Origin of the sequence: Mesorhizobium temperatum, assembly GCF_002284575.1 — a bacterium.
Lineage (GTDB): Bacteria > Pseudomonadota > Alphaproteobacteria > Rhizobiales > Rhizobiaceae > Mesorhizobium > Mesorhizobium temperatum.
Genome location: NZ_NPKJ01000040.1, coordinates 126,732 through 143,728 on the forward strand (window position 1 = coordinate 126,732; position 16,997 = coordinate 143,728).

Annotated in this window: 16 protein-coding genes and 1 riboswitch; of the genes, 11 read left to right on the top strand and 5 right to left on the bottom strand. The window is 62.0% G+C overall.

Annotated features, from left to right (window positions below; genetic code table 11):
- The first annotated feature begins 153 nt into the window (after positions 1-153).
- The 10 genes from amaB (at position 154) to CIT26_RS11800 (ending at position 12,629) form a co-directional block, all read left to right on the top strand.
- Entirely contained in the window at positions 154-1,665 is a 1,512-nt protein-coding gene (gene amaB, locus CIT26_RS11760) for an L-piperidine-6-carboxylate dehydrogenase (protein ID WP_095492723.1), read from the top strand.
- Positions 1,666-2,011: 346 nt separating this feature from the next.
- Positions 2,012-3,547, top strand: coding sequence for an FGGY-family carbohydrate kinase (locus CIT26_RS11765; RefSeq protein ID WP_095492724.1), 1,536 nt, complete (start codon positions 2,012-2,014; stop codon positions 3,545-3,547).
- Complete coding sequence (locus tag CIT26_RS11770; protein WP_095492725.1) at positions 3,544-4,320, top strand: DeoR/GlpR family DNA-binding transcription regulator; 777 nt, start codon at positions 3,544-3,546, stop codon at positions 4,318-4,320. Before CIT26_RS11765 ends, CIT26_RS11770 begins: the two co-directional genes overlap by 4 nt.
- A complete protein-coding gene (locus CIT26_RS11775) occupies positions 4,317-6,095 on the top strand; it encodes a glycerol-3-phosphate dehydrogenase/oxidase (RefSeq protein ID WP_095492726.1) in 1,779 nt (592 codons plus the stop codon). Before CIT26_RS11770 ends, CIT26_RS11775 begins: the two co-directional genes overlap by 4 nt.
- 223 nt (positions 6,096-6,318) lie before the next feature.
- Positions 6,319-6,477 carry a hypothetical protein gene (locus tag CIT26_RS36545; RefSeq protein WP_167391369.1) on the top strand — a complete coding sequence of 53 codons (159 nt, stop codon included), beginning with the start codon at positions 6,319-6,321 and terminating at the stop codon, positions 6,475-6,477.
- Between the two features lie 134 nt (positions 6,478-6,611).
- Positions 6,612-7,262 carry a DUF2291 family protein gene (locus CIT26_RS11780; protein WP_095492727.1) on the top strand — a complete coding sequence of 217 codons (651 nt, stop codon included), beginning with the start codon at positions 6,612-6,614 and terminating at the stop codon, positions 7,260-7,262.
- A complete protein-coding gene (locus CIT26_RS11785; protein WP_095492728.1) occupies positions 7,259-8,800 on the top strand; it encodes a sugar ABC transporter ATP-binding protein in 1,542 nt (513 codons plus the stop codon). Before CIT26_RS11780 ends, CIT26_RS11785 begins: the two co-directional genes overlap by 4 nt.
- 25 nt (positions 8,801-8,825) lie before the next feature.
- Entirely contained in the window at positions 8,826-9,962 is a 1,137-nt protein-coding gene (locus tag CIT26_RS11790; protein ID WP_095492729.1) for an ABC transporter permease, read from the top strand.
- A gap of 32 nt (positions 9,963-9,994) precedes the next feature.
- Positions 9,995-10,954 (top strand): D-ribose ABC transporter substrate-binding protein, encoded by a 960-nt coding sequence (locus CIT26_RS11795; protein ID WP_095492730.1) that lies wholly within the window; start codon positions 9,995-9,997, stop codon positions 10,952-10,954.
- Positions 10,955-11,516: 562 nt separating this feature from the next.
- A complete protein-coding gene (locus tag CIT26_RS11800; RefSeq protein WP_095492731.1) occupies positions 11,517-12,629 on the top strand; it encodes an AI-2E family transporter in 1,113 nt (370 codons plus the stop codon).
- Here the strand turns inward: CIT26_RS11800 and CIT26_RS11805 are convergent.
- The 5 genes from CIT26_RS11805 to CIT26_RS36550 form a co-directional block, all read right to left on the bottom strand.
- Entirely contained in the window at positions 12,602-12,907 is a 306-nt protein-coding gene (locus CIT26_RS11805) for a hypothetical protein (RefSeq protein ID WP_095492732.1), read from the bottom strand. The two genes, CIT26_RS11800 and CIT26_RS11805, sit on opposite strands and share 28 nt — an antisense overlap.
- The gene (locus CIT26_RS11810; protein WP_095492733.1) at positions 12,904-13,917 is read right to left on the bottom strand and encodes an ABC transporter substrate-binding protein; all 1,014 of its coding nucleotides are present in this window, start codon (positions 13,915-13,917) and stop codon (positions 12,904-12,906) included. The genes CIT26_RS11805 and CIT26_RS11810 overlap by 4 nt, the downstream gene beginning before the upstream one ends.
- Positions 13,914-14,672: an ABC transporter ATP-binding protein gene (locus tag CIT26_RS11815; protein ID WP_095492734.1), complete on the bottom strand. Its 759-nt coding sequence runs from the start codon at positions 14,670-14,672 to the stop codon at positions 13,914-13,916. The genes CIT26_RS11810 and CIT26_RS11815 overlap by 4 nt, the downstream gene beginning before the upstream one ends.
- Positions 14,669-15,469, bottom strand: a complete 801-nt coding sequence (locus CIT26_RS11820; protein ID WP_167391371.1) for an ABC transporter permease — start codon at positions 15,467-15,469, stop codon at positions 14,669-14,671. Before CIT26_RS11820 ends, CIT26_RS11815 begins: the two co-directional genes overlap by 4 nt.
- 22 nt (positions 15,470-15,491) lie before the next feature.
- Positions 15,492-15,638 (bottom strand): hypothetical protein, encoded by a 147-nt coding sequence (locus CIT26_RS36550; protein ID WP_167391372.1) that lies wholly within the window; start codon positions 15,636-15,638, stop codon positions 15,492-15,494.
- Positions 15,629-15,741: riboswitch (TPP riboswitch) on the bottom strand. It overlaps the preceding gene by 10 nt.
- A gap of 361 nt (positions 15,742-16,102) precedes the next feature.
- Here CIT26_RS36550 and CIT26_RS11825 point away from each other — a divergent pair.
- Positions 16,103-16,879: a sulfite exporter TauE/SafE family protein gene (locus CIT26_RS11825; protein ID WP_095492735.1), complete on the top strand. Its 777-nt coding sequence runs from the start codon at positions 16,103-16,105 to the stop codon at positions 16,877-16,879.
- The last annotated feature ends 118 nt before the right edge of the window (positions 16,880-16,997 follow it).

Below are 16,997 nucleotides of genomic sequence, written 5' to 3' on the forward strand. Positions count from 1 at the left end.
GGTCTGACATTGGCTTAGACCATGCCGGGGTAGCGATTTTTCCCTGAAACGAGTAATGCCACGCCATGACAGCGCCTGATGTGCCGATCGGCACAGGCATGGCACAAGGCCTTGGCCGTCGCCATATGAGACGGGATCTGAAAGGGACAGAGAATGACGATTGCGAAGGAAACAGCCGGGCTACTGGCGAAACTGGGTGTCGCCGAGGCCGCGCTTTCGGGCGGCGATCTCATCGTGCGCAGTCCGGTGACGGGTGAGCAGATCGCTGCGCTGAAGACGATCTCGCCAGCCGGTGCGGCAGAGACCGTCGACAAGGCGCATAAAGCCTTCCAGGCTTGGCGTCTGGTGCCGGCACCGAAGCGCGGCGAGCTGGTGCGGCTGCTTGGCGAGGAACTGCGTACCCACAAGGCCGAGCTTGGCCGGCTGGTGTCGATCGAAGTCGGCAAGATCCCGTCCGAAGGGCTCGGCGAAGTGCAGGAGATGATCGACATCTGTGATTTCGCCGTCGGCCTGTCGCGCCAACTCTACGGCCTGACCATCGCCACCGAGCGGCCCGGTCATCGCATGATGGAAACCTGGCATCCGCTGGGTGTGGTCGGCGTGATTTCGGCCTTCAACTTCCCGGTTGCGGTGTGGTCGTGGAACGCCGCGCTTGCGCTTGTCTGCGGCGACGCGGTGGTGTGGAAGCCGTCCGAAAAGACACCGCTGACGGCGCTCGCCTGCGAGGCGATCTTCAAGCGTGCGGCAGAACGTTTCGGCGATGCTCCGAAAGGCTTGACGTCGGTGCTGATCGGCGATCGCGCCGTCGGCGAAATTCTGGTCGATCATCCGAAGGTGCCGCTGGTTTCGGCCACTGGCTCGACCCGCATGGGCAGGGATGTCGGTCCGCGGCTGGCGAAGCGCTTTGCCCGCGCCGTGCTGGAGCTCGGCGGCAACAATGCCGGCATCGTCTGCCCGACGGCCGATCTCGACATGGCCTTGCGCGCCATTGCCTTCGGCGCCATGGGCACGGCCGGCCAGCGCTGCACGACGCTCAGGCGCCTGTTCGTGCATGAGAGCATCTATGATGCCTTTGTTCCGCGCCTCAAGAAGGCCTATGAAAGCGTCTCGGTCGGCAATCCGCTGGAGACATCAGCGCTGGTCGGACCGTTGATCGACAAGGCAGCCTTCGACAGCATGCAGAACGCGTTGAAGGAAGCCGCCGCTCACGGCGGCAAGGTGACCAGTGGCACGCGGGTCGAGAATGGCCATCCCGACGCCTATTACGTTCGTCCGGCGCTGGTCGAGATGCCCAAGCAGGTCTCGCCGGTGACGGAAGAGACCTTCGCACCGATCCTCTATGTGATGAAGTACTCGGATTTCGACGCCGTGCTCGACGAGCACAACGCGGTCGGAGCGGGGCTGTCGTCGTCGATCTTCACCCGCGACCTGCAGGAATCCGAGCGCTTCCTCGGCGTCGACGGGTCCGACTGCGGCATCGCCAACGTCAACATAGGCACATCGGGGGCCGAGATCGGTGGTGCCTTCGGTGGCGAGAAGGAGACCGGCGGCGGCCGCGAGTCGGGCTCCGACGCCTGGAGGGCGTATATGCGGCGCGCCACCAACACGGTGAACTATTCCAAGGCGCTGCCGCTGGCCCAAGGTGTATCCTTCGACATCGACTAGGCTGGTGAGACCCTTGTCGTGGCGGCTACGCCAGAGCTGCCACGATTTATCTCGGTCGCCGTTCAGCGGCCTCCGGGAGATCCAAAACAGCCTGCGAAAGCCGCATCAATGATGGCGAGTTCGGGCTGGCGCTCGTACGGGCCCTTGGCCGCCGCAAGATTGCTTCCAAAAATCACGCATGTTGACGTTAATTTAACACCATTATATGGTCGATTCCGTTGGTTCGGAATTCTGATCGGTGTTCGGCGGTTGCTTCGCCGGGCAGCTTTCCCCGCCGTCGTCAAGCGCTATGCACCAAAATCCTATTCGCAACGCGTACCGGCAAGCGATGAGCTGAGAGGTAGCCATGTCCAGCCTGCTTGGGATCGACAACGGCCTGACGGTGACGAAGGCGGTGACCTTCGACGCCGACGGTTCGCAATTGTCGGTAGCGCGCCGGCGGGTGCCGCAATCGATGCCGCACGCGCGCTGGGTCGAACGCGACATGGCCGGTCTCTGGCAAGCGACCGCCGAGGCGATCCGGGAAGCCATTGCCTTGAGCGGCCGGCCGGCCAGCGACATCAAGGCAGTGGCGGCGACCGCGCATGGTGATGGCCTGTACCTGCTCGATAGCGATCGCCGGCCGCTCGGCCCCGGCATATTGTCGCTGGACAGCCGGGCGGGCGAAATCGTCGACAGATGGTCGCAAGGTTCGGTCTTCGCCGAGGCGCTCGCCCTGACCGGCCAGGTGCCGCACGTTTCCTCACCGTCGTCTTTGCTGGTCTGGTTGCATGAGCACGATCCCGAACGCTTCAGCCGAATAGCGCACCTATTCGCTTGCAAGGACTGGCTGCGTTTTTGCCTGACCGGCACCATCGGCACTGACCTCACCGAGGCGAGCACCTCGTTCACCAATGTGCGTACGCAAAGCTATGCCCCGGAGGCGATGCGCATTTTCGGTCTTGAGGCATTGTTTGAAGCTTTGCCGCCGGTGACGCATTCGGCCGACATCGTCGGCTACGTCACCGCCGATGCAGCGGCGCTGAGCGGGCTTGCAGAAGGCACGCCGGTCGCTTGCGGCCTGCATGATGTCACTGCCTCGGCGCTTGGCATGGGCGGCCACGAGCAGGGCGTGGTCAGCATCGTCGCCGGCACCTATTCGATCAACGAAATAGTCTCCACCGAGCCGCGCGTCGACACGCGCTGGTTCTGTCGCAACGCCATCGACTTGGGGCGTTGGAACAACATGTCGATCTCGCCGGCATCGACGGCGAATTACGACTGGTTTCTCGACACGCTCTGCCGCCCGGAACAGGACGAAGCAAAAAGGACCGGCGGCTCGATCCACGAGATGTTGGCGGCAGAGATCGACATTGCGCTTGGCAGGCCTTCGACCATCTTGTTCCATCCCTATCTGTTCGGCTCGCCTTACGGCAATGCCGCCAGCGCCAGCTTTCTTGGCCTGCATGGCTGGCATGACCGCGGCGACATGCTGAAGGCGGTGCTGGAAGGCATCGTCTTCAACCACCGCACTCACGTCGAAGCGCTGCGCGACGGCTTTGCCGTTCGTGAGGTGCGGCTCACCGGCGGCAGTTCCCGCAACCCGGCCTTCGCGCAGATGTTTGCCGACGTGCTCAACGCGCCGGTCATCGTCACATCGACCGACGAGGCGGCTGCCTTCGGCGCAGCCCTTTGTGCCGGCGCCGCGGTTGGCCTGTTTGCCTCACCGCAACAGGGCGCGCGCGCGGTCAGCAAGACGAGCCATGAATATCTGCCCGACGCGGCGCGCAATGCGGTTTTCGAGGACCGTTTTTCTCTCTATTGCCGCATTGCCGAATCGCTCAAGCCGCAATGGCCGGAGATCGAAAGGCTGGCCGGGCAAAGCATTGAGGGGGCTGCATGATCAAGGCCGACGAACGGCGCGAGGAAATCGCCGACTATGTGATCAAATTCGGCCAGGTGCGCATCGACGACCTGGTCGAGCATTTCGGCGTGTCGCGGATGACCATTCACCGCCATATCGACCAACTGGCGCACCAGGGCGTGCTGCGCAAGCTGCACGGCGCAGTGACGGTGCAGCCTTCCGGCCTTTATGAAAGCGCTTTCCGCTATCGGGTGACGGTCGGCAGGGCCGAGAAGGATGCGCTGGCGCATGCGGCGCTGGATTATGTCGAGGCCGGCCAGGCCGTCATGCTGGACGATTCGACGACGGCGAACGCGATCGCGCCTCTGCTGCCCGACATCAAGCCACTGACCGTCATCACCAACAGCGTCGCGACTGCAGCACTGCTGACCAATGTCGACGATATCGACTTCATCTGCCTGGGCGGTCAGTACCACCGCACCTACAACGCCTATATCGGCATCGTCTGCGAGAATGCCGTGGCGCAATTGCGCGCCAATCTTCTGATTTGCTCGGCTTCGGCGATCTCAGGCACCACGGCCTTCATCCAGGACCAGCATGTGGTCCGGGTCAAGCAAGCGATGGTCGCTGCCTCGACCAAGCGCATTCTTGTCGTCGACCATTCCAAGTTCGACAAGGTCGCCCTGCACGTCTTCGACGATCTGACCCGTTTCGACGCGGTGCTGACGACCGACGGCGTAAGCGACGCTCAGGCGCAAAAGCTCGAACAGGCCGGCGTAAAGCTGCGCATCGTCAAGATGGCTCGGTCATGAGCCTTTCCGGCGACGCAGGCGCATCGGACCCTGTGTCGGATCCCGGTGCATCTGACCCCATCGGGCGCCTCGCCTTTATGAACAGGACGGGCGACGTCGACGTCGTCATTCTTGGCGCCGGCATCAATGGGGCTGGTCTGTTCCGGGATCTGAGCGCGCAAGGCGTCAATTGCCTGATCGTCGACAAGGGCGATTTTGGCTCGGGCACAAGTGCTGTGCCATCGCGGCTGATCCATGGCGGCCTGAAATATCTCGAAACTGGCGAGTTCGGCCTGGTGGCGCAGTCGACGCTGGAGCGCAACCTGCTGTTGAAGAACGCGCCGCACTATGTCAGCCCGCTACCGACAATCATCCCGATCTTTTCCTGGGGCAAGGGCATGTGGGCGGCGTTGCGCACGCTGCTGGGCTCGACCAGCGCGCCGCGCAGCCGCGGCGCCATCCTCATCAAGATCGGCCTGACGATCTACGATTTTTATGGGTCGCGGCATCGTGTCATGCCGCGCCACCGACTGGTCGGGCGACGGCGGGCGCTGAGCGAGATACCGGCACTGACCAGGTCGATCGTCGCCACCGGCATCTATTACGACGCCAAGATCAGCCATCCCGAAAGGCTGGTGCTCGAACTGATCACCGACGGGCTTGCAGCAAATGCCCTCGCCGCGGCCGCCAACTACACGACGCTGGTTTCGTCGTCCAATGGCGTGCTGACTTTCCAGTCAAAAGGCGGGGGCCAGTCAAAAGACGGGGGTCGGTCCGAGAACGGCGCCGTATTTGCGGTACGGCCGAAACTGGTCGTCAATGCCGCCGGTCCGTGGATCGACGATGTCAACGCCTCGCTCGGCGCGCCGTCGAAAATGATCGGCGGCACCAAGGGCTCGCACATCCTTTTGAAGCATGACGAACTGGTACGAAGCCTGGCAGGCCGCATGCTCTACTTCGAAGCCGACGACGGCCGCATCTGCCTTGTCTACGACTATCTCGGTCTGGCGCTCGTCGGCTCGACCGACATCCAGGCCGACAACCCGGACACAGTACGCTGCGAGCCGCAGGAGATCGACTATCTGCTCGAGAGCGTGCGTGCGCTGATGCCGGGCATGAGCTTTGGACGCGACCAGATCGTCTATGCCTATAGCGGCATCAGACCGTTGCCTGCATCCGACGCCTCTGTCCCCGGCTTGATCAGCCGGGATCATTCGGCACCGGTCGTCGAGCCGAAAGGTTCGCGTCCGTTTCCGATTATCTCGCTGGTCGGCGGCAAATGGACGACGTTCCGCGGCTTTGCCGAGGAGGTTGCCGACACGGTACTCGACCGGCTGGGACGCGGCCGCAAGGTCACCACGCGATCGATGCCGATCGGCGGCGGCAAGGGTTTTCCAACCGAGCCTGCGGCGCGAGCTGCCTGGCTGGCGGATGCCAGATCGGCTTCGGGCGCCGACGAACGCCGTCTCGACCAACTTCTGTCGCGCTACGGCACCAAGGCGTTGCCGATCGCCCGCCACCAAAGTTCAGGAGACAATGAAGATCGCCTGCCGGGGGCAAGCGACTACGGCACATCCGAAATCGACTACATCGTTCGTAATGAATTCGTCGAGCATCTGGCCGATATCGTCATGCGGCGCACGACCCTGGCCATTGGCGGTTCCCTGACCATGAGCGATTTGAAGCAGATCGCCGCCATTGCCGGCCGTGCACGTAACTGGGACCCGCAGCGGATGTCCGACGAACTCGATGCCGCTGTCGCGCAGCTCAGCGACAGGAATCTGATGCGATTGTGATGGCGCCCTGATTTGGGACGAACACCTCGCGGGTATGCGCTGTTTTCAAAAAATACCACACGAAAACAGCATATTAAGCTTTGTTGACAGGTGCCTATTCTCCGGCAGTGCCGGAGAACGGGCAAAATATCACAGATCTTGACGTGAATTTAACACTAACGTATGGTCGATTTTGTGCCTGGGGCCTGACTGTTCCGAAAGGCTTCGGCTCGTGAGGAATTTCTTGCTTACGGCAGTTGGGCTGACGACCAGCGCATGCAATCGCGGTCACGCGATCGTGCAGCCGAATACCGGCTGGGTTCTCGGTCGCAATCAACTGCAACGCGACAAAGTTCTTCTCGATGACGCCGGCTGCACGCTGATCCTGGTGAAGGCGAATTGACAACGACATGAACGCGTGAAAAATTTTTCAACTGAAGATAATAATATCATCTCGGGAGGAGATGGAATGAAAGCCAGCAGCGCCGCCAGCCGTGATCGTGACCTAAGCGGCGTCATGCGGCAGGTCGTTGCGCCATGAGCTCGCAGCCCGCCACCATGATCAATCGGCGGGTCGGCGTTCGTTGGATTGTCGCCGCGGCCGCGATCCTGATTTTGCTCGGCGCAATGGTTCTCGACACCAAGGTCGTCATAATTGGTTCGGCGGAGGACGCGCGAAAGGCTGCGTTTTCCCCTGAGGAATACGGCAAGTCCGAGTTTCCGAAGGTTCAATCCGCCGTGGAGCAGCGCGCGGTGAGCGCCGCTACCCTTGCGTCGGCCATCGCCAAGGACAAGGCGGCAGCAGAGAAGGAGTACGGCGTGCCGGCCAATGTCGGTACGGAATTCTCGGTCAAATTCACCGGCGTGGTCGGTGAGGGAAAGTCCGGCATCTACGCCGTCAAAGTCGACGAGGTTCCCAGCACTTTGGTCATTCGCGTGCAGACGGGGCCGGCGATCAACGGAACCGATCTGCGCGATGCCACGGGAACGATCACCTTCGGGCAATTCACCAACCAGATCGAGTATCAGAACGCAGGATCGGCCTTGAACAACGAGATGAAGAAGCAGGTGTTGTCGGCCATCGACAATACCAAGCTCACCGGGAAGACGATTTCGGTGATCGGCGTCTTCAAATTGATCAATCCCAAGGGCTGGCTCGTCACACCCGTAAAGCTGAGCGTTCAATGAATGCGGCGCCTCAATTCGAGCCGGCGGCCGGCGATACCGTGCTCGCGGCGCGCAACATCGTAAAATCCTATGGCGGAACGCATGCCCTCAAGGGGGTCAATTTCGACATCCGCCGTGGCGAGGTCACCACGCTGTTCGGAGAGAATGGCGCAGGCAAGTCGACGCTGATGAAGATCCTTTCCGGTGTCGAGACGCCGACATCCGGAAGCATCGAACTCGATGGCCGTCCTGTCGTCTTCTCCTCGACCGTCGACGCGCGGGATCGAGGCATCTCGATAATCCATCAGGAGTTGAGTCTCGCGCCCAATCTGAGTGTGCGCGACAATATTTTCATGGGTCGTGAGTTGCGGGGCGCGACCGGCCTCGACTTCGCGGAAGAGGCTCGTCAGACGCGGATGCTGATGGTCGATCTCGAGGAAGACATCGATCCGATGACCTTGGTGCAGGATCTGCGCCTGGGCCAGCAGCAGATCGTCGAGATCGCACGCGCGCTCTCCGTCGATTCACGCATCCTGATCATGGACGAGCCTACCTCCGCATTGAGTGCGACCGAGGTGGAGGTGCTGTTCAAGGTGATCCGGGACCTGACCGCCCGCGGTGTTTCGATCGTGTACATCTCCCATCACCTCGAAGAAGCGCTGCAGATCACCGACCACGCGGTGGTGCTGCGCGACGGAACGATCACCGCCACGGGCAAAGCGAAGAACATCGATCTCGAATGGATCGTCCGTAACATGGTGGGCGAGAACTTCGACCTGGGATCGCCGCCCACGGGATACGCATTCGGCGACGTTGCCCTGTCAATCGACGATGTGAGCATCGCCGATGTTTCGGGTTCGGACCGCCTGGTCGTCGACCGGCTATCGCTCGATGTCCGCGCGGGCGAGATCGTCTGCATTTACGGGCTGATGGGCGCCGGGCGCACGGAACTGCTGGAGTGCGTCGCCGGACGCTTGCCGGTGACGGGCGGCCGGGTCTTGCTGGAGGGCGACGACATCTCCCGCCTCAGCATTGCGGAGCGGATAAACAGGGGGCTTGTGCTGGTGCCTGAGGACCGCCAACGCGACGGGCTGGTCCAGACGATGACCGTGGGGGCAAATCTGTCGCTCGCCAGCATTGGCGCCTTCGTCAAGGGGATGCTGCTTTCGCGGTCGCAGGAGCGGTCGCTGATCGACGGAACCATTCGCGATGTGCGCGTCAAGACGGCGGGCGCAGGCGCGCCCATCGGATCGCTGTCCGGCGGCAATCAGCAGAAGGTCGTCATCGGCAAGATGCTGACCACCGACCCCAAGGTCATGCTGCTGGACGAGCCCAGTCGCGGGATCGATGTCGGTGCCAAGGCGGAGGTGTTCCGGCTGCTCGGCGAGCGGGCCGCGCAGGGGCTTGCGGTCGTTTTCTCGACCTCGGAAGTTGCCGAGTGCCTTGGTATCGCGCACCGGATCATCGTCATGCGCCGAGGCAGGATTTCGGCTCAGTTCGGCGCCGATGTCACGAAAGAGCAGATCATGGCCGCCTCGGGCGAGGCGGTGCTTGTCTGATCATGAAGAATACAGGAGCCAGACCGTGACCAGCGCCAGTCAGAATAGTAGCCGCTCCGGCCCGAGGACATCGAGCGGTGGCTTCAGCCTGGCCAAGTTGTTGCTGGAGGGCCGGGCATTCCTCGCGCTGATGGTGATCATCCTCGTCTTCTCGATGCTGTCGCCCTATTACTTCTCGCTGGGCAATTTCCTCACCATGGCGTCGCATGTCGCCATCTTCGGCATCCTCGCGGTCGGCATGCTGCTGGTCATCCTCAATGGCGGCATCGACCTGTCGGTGGGGTCGACGCTTGGGCTGTCGGGGGTCGTCGCCGGATTCCTGATGCAGGGCGTGCAGTTGCAAACGCTCGGCGTCGTGCTGTTCCCTCCCGTCTGGGTGGTTGTGGTGCTGATCTGCGTGCTGGGCGCACTGGTCGGTCTGGTCAACGGCGTCCTTATCGCCTGGTTGAAGGTGCCGGCCTTCGTTGCCACGCTGGGTATGCTCTATGTGGTGCGCGGCGCCGCGCTGCTGATGACAAACGGCCTCACATATAATGATCTCGGCGGCAAGCCGGAGCTGGGCAATACCGGCTTCGACTGGCTGGGCTTCAACCGCCTGTTCGGTATTCCTATCGGTGTGCTGGTCATGGTGGTCATCGCGATCATCGGCAGCATCATCCTCAATCGCACGGCCTTCGGCCGGTGGCTCTATGCCTCCGGCGGCAACGAGCGCGCCGCGGAACTGTCCGGCGTGCCGGTGAAAAAAGTGCAGGTGTCGGTGTATATGCTGTCCGGCATCTGCGCCTCGGTAGCCGGCCTCATCCTGTCCTCGGAACTGACCTCGGCAGGGCCGACCGCCGGCAACTCCTACGAACTGACCGCCATTGCAGCCGTCGTCATCGGCGGCGCGGCACTCACCGGTGGTCGAGGCAATATCCGCGGCACGCTGGTCGGGGCCTTCGTCATCGGCTTCCTCTCCGATGGCCTCGTGATCATCGGCGTGTCCGCCTACTGGCAAACAGTGTTCACCGGCGCGGTCATCGTGTTGGCGGTGCTGCTCAACGCCATTCAGTATCGCCGTCGCGTCAAGCTCCCGGGCTCGAACGGCGGCCCTTCGACTTCTCCGCAACAAGCCGGCAAAGCCCGAACGGCCGATCCCGCTCACGAGAAGATTGCCGGTTGACCGGTACCATCGCTAACCAAGGAGGAAATTTCATGTATGGCAAGGCAAGAATTCTAATGCTCACGGCCTTTGCGCTGGCCGCTCCGGTCCTCGCAGGGTCGGTAAGCACAGCGTCGGCCGAAGGCCTCATTTCGATCATCGTCATCGATCCCGCCAACCCATACTGGCTCACCGAAGGCAATGTGGCCAAGGCCGAGGCCGAAAAACTCGGCTACACCGCGACTGTCGGCGCATCGAAAGCCGACACAAACACGGAAAGCAGACTGATCGACACCGCTATCACCAACAAATCCGTGGCGATCATCCTCGACCCTGCCGACGCCAGCGGATCCATCGGCGCCGTCAAGAAGGCGATTGCCGCGAACATCCCGGTCTTCCTGGTCAACGCCGAGATCAATCAGGAGGGTCTGGCCAAGGCGCAGCTCGTTTCCAACAACGCACAGGGCGCCGCTCTGGGGGCACAGCAATGGGTGACGAATATCGGCGAGAAGGGCAACTACGTCGAACTGTTGGGCGCCCCGTCCGACAACAACGCCGCCACCCGGTCAAACGGATACGAGACCGTGATCAGCCAGTATCCGGACCTCAAGAAGGTCGGCTCGGAGGTCGCCAACTGGGACCGGACCCAGGGCCACGACAAGATGCAGAGCCTGCTGCAGGCCCATCCCGATATCATCGGCGTGACGAGCGGCAATGACGAGATGGCGCTCGGCGCGATCGCCGCGCTGAAGGAAGCCGGAAAGCTGTCGAGCATTAAGGTCGGCGGCTTCGATGGCTCTCCGGACGCTGTCGCCGCGATCAAGGCGGGCGACTTGCAGTACACCGTGCTCCAGCCGGTGGCCGTCTACTCGGCGAAGGCCGTACAACAGGCCGACTCGTTCATAAAGACCGGCAAAACCGGCGCGCCGACCGAGAAGCAGCTGTTTGACTGCCTTCTCATCACCAAGGACAACGTCGACAAATACACGGCTCCCTTCACGCTCTCGGAGTAAAAAACGAAGGAGGAGTGTCCCGCGGGACACTCCTCGCCTGACCCGAGGCGGCGACCTCTTTGATCGGGCCGACGCACCGCTCGTATGTCTGTCACGCCAAAACTGAAACACGGGCCGTGACGATTGAATCCGCGCTGGTGGCTCTATGGAGCGGCTGATGTGGCCCACCACAGCTCGTTGAAACGTCACCCGTGCCCACCCATATACGCACTGCGTCGGATGTTTTCCTCCCATTGCGTCCGGCGCGTTCCCCTCTGGAGGTTTTGAACCTTCATGCCTGGCCGGACTTTAACAGTCCGGCCTTTTTCTATTGGTCCTGTGAAGCTGCGCTGCCGCGAGCGAGCTGTAGAACCGCCGTAGGTCAGAGCATCCACGACCGGGCAGGCCGCGGTGCTGGCAGCGCGCACGGGCGCCCAACCGGCATAACCAGCCCAATGACCGAGAAAATGGCCGGGCCATTTTCGTCACACTCGACAGCGGCCTGGCCGTAGGGTGCGGCAACGGAAGCTGCCATTTTGTCGGGAAATCCACTAGGCTCGCTTGGTTTGCGAGACGGCGAGAGATGCCCGGCCTGAAACAGATGCCCGATATGAAACAAATGAGGTTGCTCGGCATCGTGGCCGCGACGGCGATCGGTCTGTATGTCTGCTATCTCTTGGCGTTGCCTTTTTTGCCCGCATTGACCTGGGCGGTGGTGTTGGCAATCATCCTGTATCCGGCTCATCGACAGGTCGAGGAAAGGCTCAGGAACCAAAACCTGGCTGCACTGATGTCGGTCAGCATCGCGGCGGTTGCAGTCGGCCTGCCGCTCATCTTCGTGGCACAGCAGCTTGTTCGCGAGGCGGTAAACGGCGCCACCTATATGGAGGAGGTCATCCGGGGTTGGAACACAGATGCCTTCGTGTCGGGCTATCCCAGGCTTTCGGCGGTTGCCCAGTGGGTTGAGAACCAACTCGATCCGGCCGGCACGGTCGCCGCATTTGTACAATGGCTGACGGCACAAAGCACATCGCTATTGCGCGGCTCGATCAATCAGGCCGTGATGTTCGTTCTGACATTTTATCTGCTGTTCTATTTTCTGCGGGACCGTGAATCCGCCCTGCGGGGGATCGAGCGTCTCTCGCCCCTGCGTACCGCGGAGACGGCATACATGCTGTCCCGCCTTGCCGAGGCGGTACATGCGATCCTGATAGGCACCGTGCTTGTCGCCGCTGTGCAGGGGACGCTGGGCGGCCTGATGTTCTGGTGGCTCGGCCTGCCCACTCCGGTCTTCTGGGGCTTGGCAATGGGACTTCTTGCCATCGTGCCGGTGCTCGGCGCATTCGTGATCTGGGTGCCGGCAGCGATCTATCTCGCGCTGGAGGGGGCTTGGGCGAGCGCGGCGATCCTGACCGTCTGGGGGGGCGTGGTCGTCGCCGGCATCGACAATCTGCTCTATCCGATGCTTGTCGGGAACCGGCTGCGGCTCCACACGGTGGTGGCCTTTGTCGGTGCTGTCGGTGGCATCGTCCTGTTTGGAGCATCCGGGCTCGTCCTCGGCCCGGCGGTGATCGCGGTCACCGTCAGCCTCATTGACATCCTCAAGAAACGATTGAGCGACCAGCCCGAGGCGGAACTGACGCCAAAGCGCGACACAAAGCCATCACGTCAGTCCGGAGCCGCGCCCAGTGAGTAAGCACCGCCGCGCCCGACCAGTTCATCATGCGGACCTTGTTCGACGATGCCCGTATCGGCGACCACCACGATTGGCATGAGCAATTGTCCCAGCATCAGCCCGTCCCACCCTGCGATTACGACCAGCACGCCGACCCGGCTCTGGCTGGACTGGTTCGGCCGTGCGCTCGACAGGGCGGCAGCGGCGCGTCGAAGCTGGTCGATGCAGTTCCGATCTGTCCGATCCTGCTGGTGACGACGGCGAGCCCCGACAGGATGCATGCGCCGCGGCGGGCTCATTTTTCGCCGTCCAGATAGGCGTTGCTGTAATAGGCCGCGAAATCGGGTCGTTCGCCGACCGGGTTCCCATCGCCGTCGCGCAGGGCGCCGGCCTTGAACAGGTAGTTGCCGATAGCCTCCATCTTTGCGGGATCGATCGTGCCGATCGCGCCGGCGGGGCTTTGCAGATAGTGGCCGTCGACCAGCGCCTTCAGTGAGGCCTCGATCAATGGACGGTCAGTCAGCACGTCGCTGTTTGCTGCGATCAGGATATCAGCCGCTTCTTGCGGATGTTCGACAGCGAAGGCATAGCCGCGCCTGGTCGCGGCGATGAACGCGGTTGCCGTGTTCTTGTTCTTCTCGAGGTAGGCCCGGCTCGAGCCAATGAAATTGGTGTGTTGGTCGGGCACGCCGAAACCCGCGTAGCGGAAGGCGCGCTGGGCCTTGCCGTCAAGTTCCGCCTTGATCCCCTCCCAAGTGTAGACCTCGAGCGTAAAATCGACTGCGCCGTTGGCCAGGGCCTTATAGGCGGAGGTGCCCAGCGTCACTGTTTGGAATTTGCCCTCGCCGCCATCATGGCGGATGATGGTGCCGATCAGCGCATTCTCCCAGGCGCTGCCGAAACCGCCATAGGTCAGGCCGTCCAGATCCCTGGGGGACTGTATATCGGCGCGGTCGGCGTTGAACACCAGCCTGCCGGTTTCTGTCTGCATGATGGCGTAGGTGGCGACGAGGTCGGCGCCGGCCGTGCGTTGGGTAAACAATCCTATGGATCCCAGTATACCGAAATCGGCCACGTGGTTGGCGATCAGCGTACCGGCCGCAGTGTCGCTGTAGGGCAGGATCTGCACGTCGAGCCCGGCCTCGGCGTAGAAGCCTTTCGCCCGGGCGACATAGAGCCCGACATGGTTTGTGTTCGGCGTCCAGTCTAGCGCGACGGTGACAGTCTGCTGGGCGGAGACGGACGTGACGGGTCCGAGCCCGGCGATCAACGCGGCAGTGATGAAGAGGCGTCTGGAAAGCATGGTCATGTCCTTTGGGCGGGCTGTGGTTCGAGCAGGGTATCGAGGATGTCGGCTTCGATGGCGCTGGCTTCCGGCGAGGCAAGATCCTTACGCGGGCGCGGAAGAGGTATGATGATTTCGCGCAGCACGCGGGCGGGGCGGCCGCTCAGCACATAGATGCGGTCGGACAGGAAGACTGCCTCGCGCACGTCGTGGGTGATCAGCAGGACGGTCCAGCGGTGTCGGTCCCACATCATCTGAAGCCAGCGCTGCATGCCAGTGCGCGTGAGGGCGTCGAGTGCGCCGAACGGCTCGTCGAGCAACAGCATGGCGCGGTCCTGCACGACGGTACGCAACAGCGCGGCGCGCTGGCGCATTCCGCCCGAGAGCTGTGCCGGATACTTATGCTCGAAGCCCGCAAGGCCGAATTCGCCAAAGAGCGGCGCCACCTTGCCGCGCGCCGCCTTGCGGGACATGCCTTGCACTTCCAAGCCGAGCGCGGTGTTCTCGATAACCGTGCGCCAAGGCATCAGGGCATCGTGCTGCGGCATGAAGGCAAACGGTCGGCACGCGTCGGCCAATGGCCGCCCGTCGAAGTCGACACAGCCGCCGTGGCCTTCGAGACCGCCCGTCAGCAATCTGAAGATCGTGGATTTGCCGGCTCCGGAGGGGCCGAGGATTGAAACGAATTCGCCCGGCTCGACATGCAGGGTGATGCCGGCAAGCACGTCAATGTCGCCAAAACGCTTGCTGACTTGGCGCAGCTCCAGCCGCCTGCTCATGATTTTCGTGCGGCTTCGAGCCGCTCCCATGGCATGGCGGCGCGCTGGATCAGCACCGTGGCGGCAAACAGGGCCAGCGTGAGCAAGGCGCTGATCAGCACGGCTGCGAGCACGAGATCGGGCCGGAAATTGTTCTTGGCGTTGAGCATATAGATGCCGAGCCCTTTGGCCGCGCCGGCATACTCCGCGAAGATGGCGCCCACCACGGCATAGGTGATCGAGATGCGCAGTCCGGCGAAGAAATAGGGCAGCGAGGAGGGCAGGCGGGCCAGCAGGAAAATGCGCATGCGGGAAGCGCCCATCGAACTCAGAAGCGCCGAGATATCCCGATCCGTCGAGTCGTAACCCTGCACCAGCGCGACCAGCATGGGAAAGAAAGTCACGAGTGCGACCAGCATGATCTTCGGCGTCAGCCCGAAGCCGAACCAGAGCACGACCAGTGGGGCGATCGCCACCAGCGGCAGCGTCTGGCTGATGATGAAGACCGGAAACAGGGCGCGGCGCAGCGGCTTGAAGAAGTCGATCAGCACCGAAAGGATGAAGGCAACGGCCAGCGAGCAGGCGAAGCCCGCCAATGTGGCGCTGATCGTCGGCACGGTGTTGTCGAACAGCGCCTGGCGCTGCTGGATGGCCTGGGCAAGGACGCGTGACGGCGCGGGCAGCGTGGTGGGCGAGATGCTCGAGATGCGCGCATAGAGCTCCCAAGCCAAAACCAGCGTGCCGACCGATAGCAAGGCCGGTCCGACCTTGGCGAACAAGGCTGCGATTCGCGGCGCGGCGGAGAAAGGCTGGGACATGCGAGACCTCCGGCGCGAAAGATCAGCGCGGGGCCGGACTGTTGGCCGAAACCATGAGGTCGATCGCGACATGGCCATCGAGCGGGCTGACCGGGAGCGTCGAAATATTGACGACGCCGACGAAATCGCCGGTTGTCGGAGAAAGAGAAATCTGTGCGTCAGAAAACATCGCCCGCCTCGCTCCGCTGGTATTATCCAGATCAGCTCTAGGGTTTACGGGCTTGCAGCCCATCTCTCAGCCCCGACGATACGGAGCACCCCTGTGGATGGCGGCAATTAAACAGATATGGGGTGGAGCTGCAAGTCTGCGTCTGACCCTTGAAACCGCAGGTCAGGGGAGGTGCGGCTTGAGCGACTGGCGTGGTCTTTCGAGGACGGTCGATTAATGCGCGGCTTCAACTTAAGAGGGTGCCAACCCAGCATCTTGTTCGAGATCGCCTCAATGTTCTGAGAAGCTAAATGACTTTGAAGATGTGAGGAAAGACGTCGATCGAGCGGACAGTTTCCCGTTCGTCGCCATTGTCGATGCCAGGCGTTTGGTGAATTGTGGAAGCATGAAGACATGAATTGCATTCGTTGTAGGCAGCGGGTTTCTATTTCGCCCATTACGACCGCGCTTTGTTGGAGAGCCAAATGCAAGAATTTATCCTTTTTGCGCTCGTAGGGTTTGTAGCTCAGGCTGTCGACGGGGCTCTCGGCATGGCCTACGGCGTGGTTTGCTCGACAACACTACTGGGGTTTGGCGTGTCTCCTGCACACGCTTCGGCTTCAGTTCACGGGGCTGAGCTGTTTACCACTGCGGCCTCGGGTTCGGCTCACATCTATCACCGCAATATCGACTGGAAACTTTTCTGGCGGCTGATGCCGTTTGGCGTGCTCGGCGGCGTTCTCGGCGCTTATGTGCTCACCTCGTTTGAGGGGGCCGTCATGAAGCCATATGTGACCACATACCTTGCGCTCGTCGGAGCTTGGCTCCTGTTTCGTTCATTCCGGCGGATCCCAAGTAAGCCGGTCCCTGCAGGCGCGGTACCTCCGCTTGGACTTGGTGGTGGATTTCTGGATGCCGCAGGGGGTGGCGGGTGGGGTCCCATCGTAACGACGGGCCTTCTCGGTTTTGGCGGGACGCCCCGCTACGTTATTGGTACGGTAAATGCCACCGAGTTCCTCACCACGTTGTCGGTGTCTCTAACCTTCTTGTTTGCCTTGCTAACCGGCCATTGGCAGGAGGCAGGGGGGCTGATAGAAAATCTACTCCCCGTTGCCGGCTTGGTCCTTGGTGGTGTTATCGCAGCGCCTATGGCCGGATTGATGGTGAAGTCAATCGCAGAAAAGACGCTTCTCAGGCTCGTTGGTATTCTCATCATACTGCTTGCAGGCTGGCAAACCGCCCAACTCTTCGAACTGGTGTAAACTGAAGACACATCGAACATGTTGTCGGCATCGCTCCCCTGGCGGCGGTGCCGGAGACAAAAAACTCAATTTTCAAATGGAACGAAAAGACGCCTTTGTGGTTTGGCTCGCTTGGACA

Coding starts and splice junctions, on each gene's coding strand:
- amaB (WP_095492723.1), top strand. CDS start 154: ATGACGATTGCGAAGGAAACAGCCGGGCTACTGGCGAAACTGGGTGTC.
- CIT26_RS11765 (WP_095492724.1), top strand. CDS start 2,012: ATGTCCAGCCTGCTTGGGATCGACAACGGCCTGACGGTGACGAAGGCG.
- CIT26_RS11770 (WP_095492725.1), top strand. CDS start 3,544: ATGATCAAGGCCGACGAACGGCGCGAGGAAATCGCCGACTATGTGATC.
- CIT26_RS11775 (WP_095492726.1), top strand. CDS start 4,317: ATGAGCCTTTCCGGCGACGCAGGCGCATCGGACCCTGTGTCGGATCCC.
- CIT26_RS11780 (WP_095492727.1), top strand. CDS start 6,612: ATGAGCTCGCAGCCCGCCACCATGATCAATCGGCGGGTCGGCGTTCGT.
- CIT26_RS11785 (WP_095492728.1), top strand. CDS start 7,259: ATGAATGCGGCGCCTCAATTCGAGCCGGCGGCCGGCGATACCGTGCTC.
- CIT26_RS11795 (WP_095492730.1), top strand. CDS start 9,995: ATGTATGGCAAGGCAAGAATTCTAATGCTCACGGCCTTTGCGCTGGCC.
- CIT26_RS11800 (WP_095492731.1), top strand. CDS start 11,517: ATGCCCGGCCTGAAACAGATGCCCGATATGAAACAAATGAGGTTGCTC.
- CIT26_RS11805 (WP_095492732.1), bottom strand. CDS start 12,907: ATGAGCCCGCCGCGGCGCATGCATCCTGTCGGGGCTCGCCGTCGTCAC.
- CIT26_RS11810 (WP_095492733.1), bottom strand. CDS start 13,917: ATGACCATGCTTTCCAGACGCCTCTTCATCACTGCCGCGTTGATCGCC.
- CIT26_RS11815 (WP_095492734.1), bottom strand. CDS start 14,672: ATGAGCAGGCGGCTGGAGCTGCGCCAAGTCAGCAAGCGTTTTGGCGAC.
- CIT26_RS11820 (WP_167391371.1), bottom strand. CDS start 15,469: ATGTCCCAGCCTTTCTCCGCCGCGCCGCGAATCGCAGCCTTGTTCGCC.
- CIT26_RS36550 (WP_167391372.1), bottom strand. CDS start 15,638: ATGTTTTCTGACGCACAGATTTCTCTTTCTCCGACAACCGGCGATTTC.
- CIT26_RS11825 (WP_095492735.1), top strand. CDS start 16,103: ATGCAAGAATTTATCCTTTTTGCGCTCGTAGGGTTTGTAGCTCAGGCT.